Below are 14383 nucleotides of genomic sequence, written 5' to 3'. Positions count from 1 at the left end.
GTTGTGCCCTGCAAACGCTGCGCGCTCCAGTCACAATTGCGCGCGGCGGCGTTTTTGGCAGAAGCCTGTTGTTGCGTCATCTTCGCTCTTTTCCCTGTTCCCGCGACGTGGCAGGTTGCCGCCATGACACGCATCCTGACCACCCCCGACCACGCCCCCGTCAGCCGCTTTGCCTTTGGCACCATGCAGTTCGGAGGCCGCGCTGACGCAGCGCAATCGGCCGAAATGTATGACGCCTGCCGCGCGGCCGGGATCACCCATTTCGACACCGCCTGGGTCTATAACGAGGGCGAAAGCGAGAAGATCCTTGGCCGTCTGATTAAGGGGGAGCGCGACAAGCTGCTGATCGCGACCAAGGTTGGCTATACCGGCGGCGCAGGCGCGGCCAACATGCGGGCGCAGTTCGACACCTGCCGGGCGCGGCTGGATCTGGATATGGTCGATGTCCTTTACCTGCACCGGTTCGATCCCGAGACCGACCTCAACGAAACGCTGGAATGTTTTGCATCCCTGAAACAACAGGGGCTGATCCGTTACGTGGGCCTGTCGAATTTCGCCGCCTGGCAGGTGGTCAAGGCGCAGATGATCGGCGCCAAATACGATCTGTCGATTGATATCCTGCAGCCGATGTATTCGCTGGTCAAACGTCAGGCCGAGGTCGAGATCCTGCCCATGTGCGCCGATCAGGACATCGCCATCGCGCCCTACTCTCCGCTGGGCGGCGGGCTGCTGACCGGCAAATACGCCGCGGGCAGCGGTCAGGGCCGCCTGCAGGAAGATCCCCGCTACAACAGCCGCTATGGGCAGGACTGGATGCACCGCGCCGCTGCCGATCTTGCCGCGCTTGCGCAGGAGCTTGACACTGATCCGGCCACCCTCGCCGTGGCCTGGGTGGCGGCCCATTCCAGCGGCCCGATGCCGATCATCTCGGGGCGCACCGCAGAACAGCTTGCGCCGTCGCTCGCGGCGATGGATTTTGACATGAGTGCCGATCTTTATGCGCGGATTGCAGCGCTCAGCCCGCGCCCGGCGCCGGCGACAGACCGGCTTGAAGAACAGGACGAAGGTATTTCCGCATGAGTGATTTTATCGTCATCGGCGGCGGCATCGCAGGGATCAGCGCCGCGGCGCGGCTGTCGGATCTGGGCAGCGTCACGGTACTGGAGGCGGAAGAGGCGCTTGGCTATCACGCCTCGGGGCGCTCGGCTGCCATGTTCGAGGAAAGCTATGGCAACCCAGCCGTTGTCGCGCTCAACAAGGCCAGTTCCGACTACCATCACAACGCTAACGGCGGTTACCTGACACCGCGCGGTTTCATGCTGGTGGCAGGCCCCGGCGAAGAAGACGGTTTTGCAGCCGATGTCGCAGAACTGGACCTGCACAAGATCCATATCGACGATGCCTATGCCCGGGTGCCGATCCTGAACCCGGCCTCCGTCACCATGGCCGCCCTGCACGAGGAAGCGCAGGATCTGGATACCGACCGGATGATCCAGGATTTTGCACGCGTGGTGCGCGGCGCAGGCGGTCAGGTGATCACGCGGGCCGAGGTCACCGCGATCCAGCATAGCGGATCGGGCTGGCAGGTGACGGCAGGCGGTCAGACATACGAGGGCAAGCAGCTGGTCAATGCCGCAGGGGCCTGGGTGGACCGTGTCGCCGCCCTCGCCGGGGTTGCGCCCATCGGGATCACACCAAAACGCCGCTCCATGGCGCGGCTGCCCGCGCCGGGCGGTCACGATGTCACCACATGGCCGATGATGATGGGTGTCGGGGAGTGTTGGTACGCCAAACCCGACGCAGGCAAGCTGCTGGTCTCCCCTGCGGATGCCGACCCGGTTGAGCCGCACGATGCCTTTGCCGACGATATGGTGCTGGCCGAAGGGCTGGCGCGCTATGAGGAAAAGGTAACCGAACCCGTCACACGGGTCGAAAGCAACTGGGCCGGTCTACGCAGTTTCGTGAGCGATGGCGCACTGGTGTTGGGCGCCGACCCTGACCGCCCCGATTTCATCTGGTGCGCGGCGCAGGGCGGCTATGGTTTTCAGACCGCACCGGCCGCATCGCGCCTGCTGCGCGACCTGATCGGCGGCAAGACGCCCGAACTGGATCGCGACATCATTACCTCCCTGTCACCGGAAAGGCTGCGCTGATGCCCGTTCGCTCTGTTCCCGGCACCGCCTCTGTCGCCGCTGCGCAGGATGGTAAGCTCTTCGCCCCTTCCGCTGAGCGCAATATCGATCCCCTGTGCGATCTTTTGGCCGATATCGCCCCTGAAACCGGCAGCGCGCTGGAGATCGCCAGCGGCACCGGCCAGCATGTGGTGGCCTATGCCCGGCGCCTGCCCGGGCTGATCTGGCAACCGACCGAGGTGGACGCCGCACGCCGCGCCAGCATTGATGCTTACGTCGCGGAGGCGGGTCTTGATAACCTGCGCCCCGCTGCGGAACTGGATGCGACGGCACCGGGATGGGCCGCAACGGTCGGACCAGTTGATTTTATCATCCTGTCGAACCTTCTGCACCTCATCACCGAGGATGACGCCAGGACCCTGATCCGCGAGGCTGCGCGCGCGCTGGCCCCAGCCGGAAGGGTCGCGATCTATGGACCCTTCATGCGCGCCGGAGAGCTGACAAGCGAAGGGGATGCGAGGTTTCACGCCTCTCTGACGGACCATGATCCGCTCATCGGCTACAAGGACGATTTCGATACCATCGACTGGCTGCAGGAGGCGGGCCTTGATCTTGCCGAGGTGATCGAAATGCCAGCAAACAATCTGGCCCTGGTGGCGCAAAAACCGGATTTCTGACCCAGATCAAAGCCGCAGCTCATCGCCCGCCCTACTCCTTCAGAAAAATGAATATGATGATGAAGGACAGATCATGGGCTGGCACGAAAAACTGGACGGAACCCGCAACGGGCTGCGCAATCTGAACCGGGCGATCCCCGAGACCGCGCAGGCCTTTGGCGCCCTTGGCAAGGCGGTGAAGCAGGGTGGCACGCTGGAGTTCAAGCAAAAGGAATTCGTGGCGCTTGGCATCGCGGTCGCCCTGCGCTGTGAGGACTGTATCGGCCTGCACGTGGAAACCCTGATCAAGGCTGGCGCCACCCGCGAAGAAGTGGCCGACGTACTGGCGATGTCGATCCAGATGGGCGGCGGACCCGCGATGATGTACGCGGCCAAGGCGATGACCTGCTTTGACGAGCTGACCGCCGCCTGAGGCATGGATCACCACATACAGAATGGCCTGTTCCATTCGAAAAACAGCGGCTAGGCTTGCGGAAAAGATCAACCGGGAGCCTGCCATGAAAGATCAACGTCACACCCCCACCTGGACCAGCTTTGAAGAGGCTGGGAAGGCAGACTGGGATGCGGTCATGGAGTATGAGGAGGCCTATAACGCCGCCCTGCCCGACCGCATTCTGGACGCGATCCGCTCGCTTGACGAGGACTGGACGCCCTACCCGGTGAACCGCTTCCAGCATTGTCTTCAGGCCGCCACCCGCGCCCACGCCGATGGCGCCGATGACGAAATCGTCGTTGCGGCGCTGGTGCATGACGTGGGCGATATCCTGTCGCCCTATAACCACGGCGAACTGGCCGCCGCGATGATGAAACCCTATGTCAGCGAACGCACCTGGTGGATCCTGAAACACCACTGCGTCTTTCAGGGGTATTACTACAATCACCACCTTGGCGGCGACCGTCACGCACGGGACAAATACCGCGACAGCCCCTATTGGGAGGACTGCCGCAAGTTCTGTCACGACTATGATCAATGCGCCTTTGACCCGGATTACCCGACGAAACCGCTGGAATTCTTCGAACCGATCCTGCGCCGGGTACTGGCGCGCGGCGAAGGCCACATGGAGTTGAACGAGACCAGCGACAGCTGATCCGGCTCAGCCGCCCATGATCCACAGGATGCCGCTCCAGATGATCGGCAACAGCAGCGCGGTTGCGAGCGCGTTGAGGCCCATGGCAAGGCCGGAAAAGGCGCCAGCGGTCTCGTTCACCTGCAGCGCCCGAGCGGTGCCGATCCCGTGGCTGGCGGTGCCAATCGCCAGCCCCCGCGCGCGCCAGTCGACCACGCCGGTCACGTCCAGCACCTTTGGACCCAGCATGGCGCCAAGGATGCCGGTCACGATTACCAGAACCGCGGTCAGCGACGGCAGGCCGCCCAGTTTTTCGGCAATGCCCATTGCCACGGGCGCCGTCACCGATTTCGGGGCCACCGATGCAAGAACCGCCTCGGAACTGCCTGCAAGCCAGGCCACCGCCACGGCGGACAGGATGGCGGTCAGCGATCCGGCCACAAGGCTCACCACGATAGCCAGAGCCGAACGGCGCACCCGGTACCATTGCCGATAGAGCGGCACCGCAAGGGCCACCGTGGCAGGCCCCAGCAGGAAATGCACGAACTGGGCGCCCTCGAAATAGGTGCCATATTCCGTCCCGGTCAGCATCAGCACAGCCACAACGATCAGCACCGCCCCCAGCACCGGGTTCAGCAATGGGTTCCTGCCGGTTTTCTCAAACAGGAAACTGGCCAGCTGAAAGGCAACCAGCGTCAGGGTGAGATGAAACAGCGGCGATGCGCTGAGATAGACCCAGGTGTCCTGCAGGTTATCCATCGGCGGACCCTGCCCCCAGCCACTGCATCAAAAGCCCCGTCACCGCGATGGTCGCCAAAGTCGAGACCACCAGCGCCAGCCCCAGCGGCAACAGCGCCTGTCCCAACAGCTGGAAATGCAGGATCACCCCGGTCCCGGCCGGCACGAACAGCAGCGACATCGACCGCAACAGGCCGTTTGCCGTCTGATCCAGCTGCGCGGGCACCCGGCCCAGCAGCATCAGAATGATAAACAGAAACACCATGCCCAGCACCGGCCCCGGTATGGGCAGCGCCAAGGCGCCGGTGATGAACTCCCCAGCCAGCTGACACACCAGTATAAGCGTAAGGAAACCCAGCATCTTATCCCTCCTGCACCTGATGAGGTGACTGTGGCATCCCTCTGGCATCCAAACAAGCGGCGAGCCTTCTCATCGGGTCGGACAAGGCAGCAGGCCTACGGGGAATAGGAAATCCGGTAGACGGCACCGGCAAAATCATCCGACACCAGAATGGAGCCATCCGGGTGCTGGATAACATCCACCGGGCGACCATCATATTCACCGTCTTGGTTCAGCCAGCCTTCGGCAAAGGGTTCGATAGCCGCGTTCCCCTGCGCGTCGATGAAGGTCACCATCACCCGTGCGCCGACCCGCTCGGAGCGGTTCCAGGACCCATGTTGGGCCGAAAAGATCGCGTTGCGGTATTTTTCGGGGAGCATGTCCCCGGTGTAGAAACTCATGCCCAGATCAGCCGCATGGGCGATGGTTTCGACCGCAGGCATGACCACCTCGACCGGAACCTCCTGCCCCGCATACTCGCGCGTCCGGGTTGAACCGCCACCGTACCAGGGAAAGCCGAAATGCTGACCCTTCTCGGTCTGGCGGTTGATTTCGCCGGGTGGAATGTCGTCGCCCATGCCGTCGACCTGATTGTCGGTCCACCACAGCTCTCCGGTTTCCGGGTGAAAGTCATGCCCAACGGAATTGCGCGCGCCATAGGTGAAAACTTCGCGCCCACTGCCATCACGGTTCATGCGGATGATCCCGCCAATCCCGGTTTCATTGTAAAGCGCCAGCTTTTCCGGCGGCGCCACGTTGTAAGGCTGACCCAGCGAGATATACAGCTTGTTGTCTGGCCCCAGCTTGATGACCCGCGCCGTGTGATAAGAGCTTTCCTCGGCCTCGGGGATCAGGCTGCCCCGCGGCACGATTGGCACCGCGACCATGTCAGCGTTCTGATCGAAGGCCTCGGCGCCTGCAATGCGCAAAACCCGATTGCGCTCGGCGATGAACAGATCACCGTCCGGAGAAACCTCCACGCCATTGGGGATATCAAGGCTCAGGGAGGGCGCGAAATCCTTGACCTCATCAACAGCGCCGTCGCGGTCACGGTCCAGAACCGCCCAGACCTTGTCCCGCCGTGTGCCGACGAACAGGACTGTGCCACCAGGGGAAAGCGCCATGTGGCGGGCACCGGGAACCAGCGCATAGAGTTCGATCCTGAACCCCATCGGCAAACGGATACCGTCCAGCACCCGTCGCAACGCATCGGCATCTGCCGTGTCTTGGTCGATATAGGTGTGTTCGGCGGGTCCGGTGATCCTGATCGCGTCCGGATCTCCGGGGGCGGACTGCGCAGATGCAGACGCAGCAAACATCAGGCACAAAGCTGCACTGCCAAAAACCTGTCTCATCCTCTTCTCCCTGAAATCGCAAATTCGATCAACAACCCGCAGACGCCACAGCCATGCACGGCACCTCGCAAAGGGTAGTCGGAAAAAGAAGCAGGACAACCGGCAGCAAAGCGCGACCGGTCCGTCAATCCAACAAAAAAGCCCCAGCACGGCGGCCGGGGCTTTGCTGTTTTATCCGTTCACACGGATCTTTTCGTTCTTCGGATCATAGGGGCTGTCGCAGGTCACGACCGCATCCCACAGCTGGTCCAGCATCTTGACCTTCAGCTTGGTGCCTTCCACCGCGTATTCCGGTTTCACATAGCCCATGCCGATGCTCTTCTCGAAGGCCACCGAATAGCCGCCGGTGGTCAGGCGCCCGACGCGGGTGCCATCCTCGGCATAAAGCGCCTCGCGACCCCAGGGATCGGTGTCGGTCGGACCGTCGATCAGAATGGTGCAGCATTTGGAGCGGATGCCCTTGGCCACCATTTCATCCTTGCCGTAGAAATCCTTCTCCAGATCGACAAAGCGCGGCAGGTCTGCCTCAAGCGGGGTCGCGTCGCGGCCCAGCTCGTGCCCAAAGGCGCGGTAGCTCTTCTCCTGACGCAGCCAGTTCTGGGCGCGGGCGCCGACCAGCTTCATACCGTGCTTCTCGCCTGCCTTCTCCAAGAGGTCGAACAGGTAGTTCTGCATCTCGATCGGGTGATGCAGCTCCCAGCCCAACTCACCCGTATAAGCCACGCGGATCGCATTCACCGGGCACATGCCCAATTCGATCTGCTTGGCCGACAGCCAGGGGAAGCGTTTGTTGCTGAGCGCGGTCTCCGGGTCGGCGTCCTTGATCACCTCTTTCAGCACATCGCGGGACTTCGGCCCGGCGATGGCGAAGACGCCCCACTGGGTGGTCACGTCCTGGATCTCGATATAGCCGAACTCCTCCATCTTGTCCTCGGCCGCTTTGCGCAGGTAATCCGCATCATATTCGGTCCAGGCGCCCGCAGAGACGAGGTAGTAGTTGTTCTCGCCGTTGCGCACGATGGTGTATTCGGTGCGGGTGGTCCCGGCCGAGGTCAGCGCATAGGTCAGGTTGATACGGCCTACCTTGGGCAGCTTGTTGCAGGTGAACCAGTCGAGGAACTGAGTGGCACCGGGGCCCTTGACCACGTGTTTGGTAAAGGCGGTCGCGTCGATCAGGCCGACGCCTTCACGGATCGCCTTGGCCTCTTCGACCGCGTATTGCCACCAGCCACCACGGCGGAACGAACGTGCGTCGTGATCAAAGTTCTCCGGCGCATCCAGCGGGCCGAAATAGTTCGGGCGTTCCCAGCCGTTGACCCAGCCGAATTGCGCACCGCGGGCGGCCTGACGGTCATAGGCCGGCGAAGTCCGCAGGGGGCGGCAGGCCGGGCGCTCTTCGTCCGGGTGGTGCAGGATATAGACGTGTTCGTAAGCTTCCTCGTTCTTGCGCGCGGCGAACTCGGTCGTCATCCAGTTGGAGGAGTACCGCTTGGGGTCGAGCGACGCCATGTCGATCTCGGCCTCGCCATCGACCATCATTTGCGCCAGGTAATAGCCGGTGCCGCCCGCAGCGGTGATGCCGAAGGAGAAGCCTTCGGCCAGCCACATGTTGCGCAGCCCGGGCGCCGGCCCGACCAGCGGGTTGCCGTCGGGCGTATAGCAGATCGGGCCGTTGAAATCGTCCTTGAGGCCGCTTTCGGCACAGGAGGGCACGCGCTCTGCCATCGCCATGTATTGATCGGCGATCCGGTCCAGATCCAACGGGAACAGATCAGCGCGGAAGCTGTCCGGCACGCCATGCTCGAACCGCGCGGGCGCGCCATGCTCATAGATGCCGAGGATCCAGCCACCGCGCTCTTCACGGGCATAGGATTCATTATCGGCATCACGCACGACGGGGTGCTCCGGGTTGCCCGCTTCGCGCCATTTGACCAACTCAGGGTCCTTGTCCATGACGATGAAGGTGTGCTCGACCGGGATCGCGGGCATCTTGATACCCAGCATCTTGGCGGTGCGCTGCGCGTGGTTGCCGGAGGCGGTCACCACGTGCTCGGCGGTGATCACCACCTGCTCGTCGCTCTCGACGAGGTTGCCACCCTTTTCGACCATCTTGGTGCAGGTGACTTCCCAGTGGGTGCCATTCCAGTGGAAGGCATCGGCCTGCAGTTTGCGTACGATCTCGACACCGCGCTGCCGGGCGCCCTTGGCCATCGCCTGGGTCACATCGGCAGGGTTAATGTAACCGTCCTCAGTGTGGTAGATCGCGCCCTTCAGGTCGCCGGTCTCGATCAGCGGCCAGCGTTCCTTGATCTGGTCGGGGGTCAGCCATTCGTAATCGACGTCGCAGGTCTCGGCGGTCGAGGCATAGAGCATGTATTCATCCATACGCTCCTGCGTCTGCGCCATACGCAGGTTGCCCACCACAGCAAACCCGGCGTTTAGCCCGGTTTCTTCTTCCAGCGTCTTGTAAAAATCGACCGAGTACTTGTGGATGTGGGTGGTCGCATAGGACATGTTGAACAGCGGCAACAGGCCGGCCGCGTGCCAGGTAGAGCCCGAGGTCAGCTCGTCCCGTTCGATCAGCATCACATCGTCCCAGCCCGCCTTGGCCAGATGATAGGCGATCGAGGTCCCGACGGCGCCACCGCCGACAACCAGTGCTTTGACTTGGGTTTTCATATCCCGCTTCTCCGGAAGAAATGACTAGGGTTTGGCAATGGTATGCCGGAATTCCTGAAATCACCGCGAAATCCATCCGACGCAAAAGTCGACAAAACCGACCTTTCGCGCCCTGCTGTGCGGAATCTTCGCTACGCGACAGAATCCCTGCCCCGCGCCGAACGCAAAAGGGCGGCGCAGGATTGTCCCGCACCGCCCTTAAAGGCTCATGATTTTAACCCCTTTGATCAATCGGAAATGATCTTACCCGGGTTCAGGATATTATCCGGATCCAGTGCTGCCTTGACCGCCGCCATATAGCGGGTCGCGGCGCCAAGTTCCTTGGTCAGATAGGGGCGTTTACCCTGCCCGATGCCATGTTCACCTGTGCAGGTGCCATCCATGGAAATCGCCAGATCGTTGAGCCAGCCGACGTATTCATCCGCCTTGGCGCGTTCCTCGGCGCTGTCCATGTCGATCAGCAGCAGCGCGTGAAAGTTGCCGTCGCCTACATGGCCGACCATGGGCGCCATCAGTCCCATTTCCTCTGCCTTTTCGCGGGCGGTAGAGACGCATTCGGCCAGCCGCGAGATCGGCACGCAGACATCGGTTGAAATCCCCTTGGCACCGGGGCGCAGGCCGAGGCAGGCCCAGTACATATCGTGGCGCGCCTGCCAGAGCTTGTTGCGCTCTTCCGCGGTGGAGGTCGCCTCGAAATCGAAACCGCCGAACTCTTCGGCGATGGAGCTGAACATCTCGGCCTGCTCCACTACGCCCGCTTCGGAGCCGTGGAATTCCAGCAGCAGCAGCGGCACTTCGGGCAGGTCCAGCTTGGAATAGGTATTTGCGGCCCTGACGCTCATCGCGTCCAGCATTTCGATCCGGGCGACGGGAATGCCGTATTGGATGGTCATCATCACCGCGCGACAGGCATCATCCACCGAGCGGAAGGCGCAGCGGGCAGAGCGGATCGCCTCTGGGATGCCCTGCAGGCGCAGGGTGATTTCGGTGATCAGGCCAAGGGTGCCTTCGGAGCCAACCATCAGCCGGGTCATATCGTATCCGGCAGAGGATTTCTTGGCCCGCTGGGCGGTACGGATCACCTCGCCGTCAGCCATGACGACCTCAAGCGCGAGCACGTTGTCTTTCATGGTGCCATAGCGCACCGCGTTGGTGCCCGAGGCCCGCGTCGCAGCCATCCCGCCAAGCGAAGCATTGGCGCCGGGGTCGATGGGAAAGAACAGACCCTGATCGCGCAGAAAGGTGTTGAGCTGCTCGCGCGTCACCCCTGGCTGCACCACCACATCCAAATCCTCGGCGTGAACAGCCAGAATCTTGTCCATACGGGCCATATCCACGGAAATGCCGCCTGCAGGAGCGTTCACATGGCCCTCTAGCGAGGTTCCGGTGCCAAAGGGAATGACCGGCACGCCATATTCGGCGCAGGTCTTTACGATGGCGGCGACCTCTTCGGTCGAGGTCGGAAAGACAACCGCATCCGGCGCCTGGGTTTCGATCCAGGTGGTGGTGTGTCCATGCTGTTCACGGATGGCCTGCCCGGTCTGAAGCCGGTCACCGAATGTCTGTTTCAGAACGCCTATGGCGGCTTTGATCCCCGGCTCGTTCCGCGGCAGTGAAGTGGCTTGCACCATGGGTCGTCCTTTCTCCTCCAGGCTCGTGTTGTCACGTCAACACGAGCGGCAATATAGTCTCAACACCTGCAGACGCAAGTGGGGCTGAAGGGGCGCGGTGATGGACCATTCGCGCCCCGGTCCGCATTATTTACTCCCCCAGGGCAATGCCTTCGCGGCGGGGATCGGCAGCGCCTTTCAACCGTTCACCGATCTCAATCGCGTGCAGACCTGAATTCAGCCCCCGGACATTGACCTTATACCCCATGTCCGTGAGCGGTGCTTCCAATCCAACCGCTGCCGAGCCCTCTTCCAGATCATAGGTGCCGAACCGGTTCACGGCATGCGGCAGGGACACGGATTTTTGAACATCCATGCCCCAATCAGCCCAGGCAATGATCGAGGAAGCGACATAGCCGATGATCCGGCTGCCGCCGGGCGATCCGATGGCCAGCACCGGCGCGCCGTCCTTGGTCACGATGGTGGGCGCCATTGAGGAGCGCGGCCGTTTGCCCGGCTCCAACCGGTTGGCAATCGGCACCCCATCCCGGTGCGTGCGGAAGGAGAAATCTGTGAGCTCATTGTTGAGCAAGAAGCCGTTGGTCATCAGCCGCGAGCCAAAGCCGTTTTCGATGGTGGTGGTCATCGACAGCACGTTGCCATAGCGGTCCACGATCGAGATATGCGAGGTCGAAGGGAACTCGATCGACGCATCATCGGCCCACTGCGGCGTCAGCCCCGCGTGGTCGAATTCCGGCGCGCCCGGCGCCACCTCGGGCAAGGCATCGTCGCCTGCCAGCAGTTTCGCACGCTCTGCCAGATAGGCGGGATCGACCAGACCTTTGGTGGGCATCGGCACGAAATCACTATCCGCCATGTAGCGGCCCCGATCGGCAAAGGCGAGCCGCGAGGCATCGCCGATTAACCGCCAGGCCTCGGGGCTTTCGGCGCCCAGCGCCGCCAGATCGTATTGCCCCAGCATGCCAAGGATCTGCCCCACGGTCAGCGCCCCGGAGGACGGCGGCCCCATGCCGCAGACCTCAAACGCGCGGTATTCGGCGCAGACCGCCGGGCGTTCCTTGACCTGGTAAAGCGCCAGATCGACAGCGGAGAGAACGCCGGGATTGCCCGGAGCACCGGTCACCGTGCGCACGATATCCGCTGCAACCGGCCCGGTGTAGAACCCATCCGCGCCTTCTGTTGCGAGGGTCCGCAGCACCTCGGCATAGGCCGGGTTGACCAGCCTGTCTCCCGCCTTCAGCGGCATGCCCCCGGGCAGGAAATACTCGGCGGTTGCGGAAAACCGCGACAGGCGCTCGGCGTCCCGTTCGATCAGCCCAGCCAGACGCTGCGACACCGCGAACCCATCCTCGGCCAGCGAAATCCCCGCTTCGAAAAGCGACGGCCAGTTGGCCCTGCCCCAGCGGCGATGGGCTGCTTCCAGCAACGCGGGCGTGCCGGGGGTGCCGACAGAGCGGCCACCGACAACAGCGTCGAAGAATTTCAGCGGCGCGCCGCTGTCATCCTGAAACAGCCGCGGTGTGGCCGCCAGCGGCGCGGTCTCACGCCCATCCAGCGTCGTCATCTCGCCGGTTTCCGCATCGTACCAGACCAGAAAGGCACCACCGCCCAGCCCCGAGGATTGCGGTTCGACCAGTCCCAGAACCACCTGTACCGCAACCATGGCATCCGCCGCAGTGCCCCCGGCGCGCAGCACGGCCGCCCCGGCCTCCACCGCGTGAGGATTGGCTGCAGCCACCATCCAGTTGTCCGCCTCGACGGGCAGACCGGCGTCTTTGAACTTGAGCGCAGAAGCCACCTGAGGCGACAGCGCCTCGGCCCCGCCTTTTGCAGCCGGTTCCGGCGCCACCGCATCTGCAGCCTGCTGCGCGCTCACCGTGCCTGCGGACATGCACAGGCACATCAAAAAGATCTTCTTCATAATCGCCTCCTCCAAAACAATGCCTTGCCTCAAAATGCAAACGCGGGCCATTAGCCCGCGTCGCAAAGATCAATCCTGTGTTACAGCATCGCCGGAACCACCTGATCCGGCGGGCGATGGCCATCCTCGAATGTCTTGATATTCAGCAGCACCTTCTCGCCCATCTCGATCCGCCCTTCGATGGTGGCCGACCCCATATGCGGCAGCAACACCACATTGGGCAGCTCGCGCAGGCGCGGGTTGATGTCGGTGCCATGTTCATAGACATCCAGCCCAGCCCCGGCGATTTCTCCGGCGCGCAGCATCCGGGTCAGCGCGTGTTCGTCGATTACCTCGCCGCGCGATGTATTGACGATCACCGCATCCGGCTTCATCAGCTTCAGCCGCCGGGCGTTCATCAGGTGAAAGGTCGAGGGCGTGGACGGGCAATTGACCGAGATCACATCCATCCGCGCGACCATCTGATCGAGGCTCTCCCAATAGGTGGCTTCCAGCTCTTCCTCGATCTCGGGGCGCAGGCGGCGGCGGTTGTGATAATGGATCTGCATGCCGAATGCCTTGGCCCGGCGGGCAACGGCCTGACCGATCCGGCCCATGCCCAGAATCCCCAGGCGACGGCCCGCCAGCCGCCCACCCAGCATCGCGGTCGGCGCCCAGCCGTCCCATTCGCCCTTTTGCATCAGGGCGAGACCTTCGGGAATCCGGCGTACCACCGCCATGATCAGCGCCATGGTCATATCCGCCGTATCATCGGTTAGCACGCCAGGCGTATTGGAGACTAGAATCCCGCGCTGCCGCGCCGTGGCCACGTCAATGTGATCGACACCGGCGCCATAATTCGCAATCAGTTTCAGCCGCGGCCCTGCCTGCGCCAGAAGTGCCGCGTCGATGGTGTCGGTCACCGTCGGAACCAGCACATCGGCCTCTTGCATCGCCTCGGCCATTTCGCTGCGCGTCATCGGTGTGTCATCGCTGCGCAGCCGCACGTTGAACAGCTCGCTCAGCCGTGTTTCGACCGGTTCCGGCAACCGTCGCGTAACGACAACAGTCAGACGTTCTCTTACCACTTGCGCTCTCCCATGGCTTTTCAGTTCCTGCACCTCCATGGCATCGTGGCGCAGGATGCAGGCAGGCACAAGAACCCTTCCGCCTCCTCGGTCCAAGTGACGCGACATTCGGGTCTTTCCCTCCAGATCATCTGATCCTATGACCTATGGACACGCGGACGCGACCGGACAAGAAACCGGGCTGACACGGCAGGCCAGCCCCCGGACCGGCGCCGGAACCGGCACAGAACGAGCAGGCGGTGAATATGACGGCTTTGAAATTGCGCCTTCTTGCGGTGGCCATTTGCGCGACTGTGGCAGCTGCGCATGGGGCAATGGCCAAGGACGCGCGTGGCCCGGTCACGAATCTACCCCTGCCCCGCTTCGTTTCGATGAAAGCCTCCGAGGCCAACATCCGGCGCGGCCCCTCGCTGACCCACCGGATCGACTGGGTGTTCAAACGGCGCGGCATGCCTCTGGAGGTGACCGCCGAATATGGCCACTGGCGCCGCGTGCGGGACCATGACAACGCCGGCGGCTGGGTGCACTACACACTGATTTCAGGTGTACGCATGGCGCTGGTGCAGCAAGATCTGCTGACCGTGCATTCCAGACCGGACAAGGCAGCGCCTGTGACCGCCGCCTTTGAACTGGGCGTGGTTGCGCGCCTGGGAGAATGCACCATCGACTGGTGCGAAATCTCAGCTGGCGGCTACAGCGGCTGGACGCCAAAGACCACGATCTGGGGCGTTTACCCTGAGGAAATTCGCGAATAACCCCAGCGAACCTTGGGCGGG

At 62.8% G+C, this 14383-nt stretch carries 13 protein-coding genes; 6 read left to right on the top strand and 7 right to left on the bottom strand.

Annotated features, from left to right (window positions below; genetic code table 11):
* The first annotated feature begins 123 nt into the window (after positions 1–123).
* From AAFO90_RS09340 to AAFO90_RS09320, 5 genes are all read left to right on the top strand, one after another.
* The gene (locus AAFO90_RS09340; RefSeq protein WP_347509242.1) at positions 124–1080 is read left to right on the top strand and encodes an aldo/keto reductase; all 957 of its coding nucleotides are present in this window, start codon (positions 124–126) and stop codon (positions 1078–1080) included.
* Entirely contained in the window at positions 1077–2153 is a 1077-nt protein-coding gene (locus AAFO90_RS09335) for an FAD-binding oxidoreductase (protein WP_347509241.1), read from the top strand. The genes AAFO90_RS09340 and AAFO90_RS09335 overlap by 4 nt, the downstream gene beginning before the upstream one ends.
* A complete protein-coding gene (locus AAFO90_RS09330; RefSeq protein ID WP_347509240.1) occupies positions 2153–2809 on the top strand; it encodes a DUF938 domain-containing protein in 657 nt (218 codons plus the stop codon). Before AAFO90_RS09335 ends, AAFO90_RS09330 begins: the two co-directional genes overlap by 1 nt.
* A gap of 73 nt (positions 2810–2882) precedes the next feature.
* The gene (locus AAFO90_RS09325; RefSeq protein WP_065271100.1) at positions 2883–3221 is read left to right on the top strand and encodes a carboxymuconolactone decarboxylase family protein; all 339 of its coding nucleotides are present in this window, start codon (positions 2883–2885) and stop codon (positions 3219–3221) included.
* A gap of 85 nt (positions 3222–3306) precedes the next feature.
* Positions 3307–3897: an HD domain-containing protein gene (locus AAFO90_RS09320; protein ID WP_065271101.1), complete on the top strand. Its 591-nt coding sequence runs from the start codon at positions 3307–3309 to the stop codon at positions 3895–3897.
* A 6-nt stretch (positions 3898–3903) separates the two neighbouring features.
* Here the strand turns inward: AAFO90_RS09320 and AAFO90_RS09315 are convergent, their stop codons facing one another.
* The 7 genes from AAFO90_RS09315 to AAFO90_RS09285 all read right to left on the bottom strand — a co-directional run bounded on the left by AAFO90_RS09315 (position 3904) and on the right by AAFO90_RS09285 (position 13607).
* A complete protein-coding gene (locus AAFO90_RS09315; protein WP_347509239.1) occupies positions 3904–4635 on the bottom strand; it encodes an LrgB family protein in 732 nt (243 codons plus the stop codon).
* Positions 4628–4975 carry a CidA/LrgA family protein gene (locus tag AAFO90_RS09310; RefSeq protein ID WP_274830849.1) on the bottom strand — a complete coding sequence of 116 codons (348 nt, stop codon included), beginning with the start codon at positions 4973–4975 and terminating at the stop codon, positions 4628–4630. Before AAFO90_RS09310 ends, AAFO90_RS09315 begins: the two co-directional genes overlap by 8 nt.
* Before the next feature lie 95 nt (positions 4976–5070).
* Positions 5071–6309 (bottom strand): PQQ-dependent sugar dehydrogenase, encoded by a 1239-nt coding sequence (locus AAFO90_RS09305; RefSeq protein WP_347509238.1) that lies wholly within the window; start codon positions 6307–6309, stop codon positions 5071–5073.
* A gap of 171 nt (positions 6310–6480) precedes the next feature.
* Complete coding sequence (locus AAFO90_RS09300; RefSeq protein ID WP_347509237.1) at positions 6481–8988, bottom strand: FAD-dependent oxidoreductase; 2508 nt, start codon at positions 8986–8988, stop codon at positions 6481–6483.
* 227 nt (positions 8989–9215) lie between these two features.
* Positions 9216–10619: an FAD-linked oxidase C-terminal domain-containing protein gene (locus AAFO90_RS09295; protein ID WP_347509236.1), complete on the bottom strand. Its 1404-nt coding sequence runs from the start codon at positions 10617–10619 to the stop codon at positions 9216–9218.
* A 130-nt stretch (positions 10620–10749) separates the two neighbouring features.
* Complete coding sequence (ggt, locus tag AAFO90_RS09290) at positions 10750–12540, bottom strand: gamma-glutamyltransferase (RefSeq protein WP_347509235.1); 1791 nt, start codon at positions 12538–12540, stop codon at positions 10750–10752.
* Between the two features lie 80 nt (positions 12541–12620).
* Positions 12621–13607, bottom strand: coding sequence for a D-glycerate dehydrogenase (locus AAFO90_RS09285; protein ID WP_065273552.1), 987 nt, complete (start codon positions 13605–13607; stop codon positions 12621–12623).
* Positions 13608–13921: 314 nt separating this feature from the next.
* Between AAFO90_RS09285 and AAFO90_RS09280 the strand changes: the two genes are divergently transcribed.
* Positions 13922–14362: an SH3 domain-containing protein gene (locus AAFO90_RS09280; protein ID WP_274837496.1), complete on the top strand. Its 441-nt coding sequence runs from the start codon at positions 13922–13924 to the stop codon at positions 14360–14362.
* The last annotated feature ends 21 nt before the right edge of the window (positions 14363–14383 follow it).

Origin of the sequence: Phaeobacter sp. CAU 1743, from assembly GCF_039839315.1 — a bacterium.
Lineage (GTDB): Bacteria > Pseudomonadota > Alphaproteobacteria > Rhodobacterales > Rhodobacteraceae > Phycobacter > Phycobacter gallaeciensis_A.
Note: the sequence above shows the minus strand (reverse complement) of the source record. Positions and strands in the feature narration are given on the sequence as shown.

Coding starts and splice junctions, on each gene's coding strand:
- AAFO90_RS09320 (WP_065271101.1), top strand. CDS start 3,307: ATGAAAGATCAACGTCACACCCCCACCTGGACCAGCTTTGAAGAGGCT.
- AAFO90_RS09295 (WP_347509236.1), bottom strand. CDS start 10,619: ATGGTGCAAGCCACTTCACTGCCGCGGAACGAGCCGGGGATCAAAGCC.
- AAFO90_RS09335 (WP_347509241.1), top strand. CDS start 1,077: ATGAGTGATTTTATCGTCATCGGCGGCGGCATCGCAGGGATCAGCGCC.
- AAFO90_RS09305 (WP_347509238.1), bottom strand. CDS start 6,309: ATGAGACAGGTTTTTGGCAGTGCAGCTTTGTGCCTGATGTTTGCTGCG.
- AAFO90_RS09280 (WP_274837496.1), top strand. CDS start 13,922: ATGGCCAAGGACGCGCGTGGCCCGGTCACGAATCTACCCCTGCCCCGC.
- AAFO90_RS09325 (WP_065271100.1), top strand. CDS start 2,883: ATGGGCTGGCACGAAAAACTGGACGGAACCCGCAACGGGCTGCGCAAT.
- ggt (WP_347509235.1), bottom strand. CDS start 12,540: ATGAAGAAGATCTTTTTGATGTGCCTGTGCATGTCCGCAGGCACGGTG.
- AAFO90_RS09300 (WP_347509237.1), bottom strand. CDS start 8,988: ATGAAAACCCAAGTCAAAGCACTGGTTGTCGGCGGTGGCGCCGTCGGG.
- AAFO90_RS09315 (WP_347509239.1), bottom strand. CDS start 4,635: ATGGATAACCTGCAGGACACCTGGGTCTATCTCAGCGCATCGCCGCTG.
- AAFO90_RS09330 (WP_347509240.1), top strand. CDS start 2,153: ATGCCCGTTCGCTCTGTTCCCGGCACCGCCTCTGTCGCCGCTGCGCAG.
- AAFO90_RS09310 (WP_274830849.1), bottom strand. CDS start 4,975: ATGCTGGGTTTCCTTACGCTTATACTGGTGTGTCAGCTGGCTGGGGAG.
- AAFO90_RS09340 (WP_347509242.1), top strand. CDS start 124: ATGACACGCATCCTGACCACCCCCGACCACGCCCCCGTCAGCCGCTTT.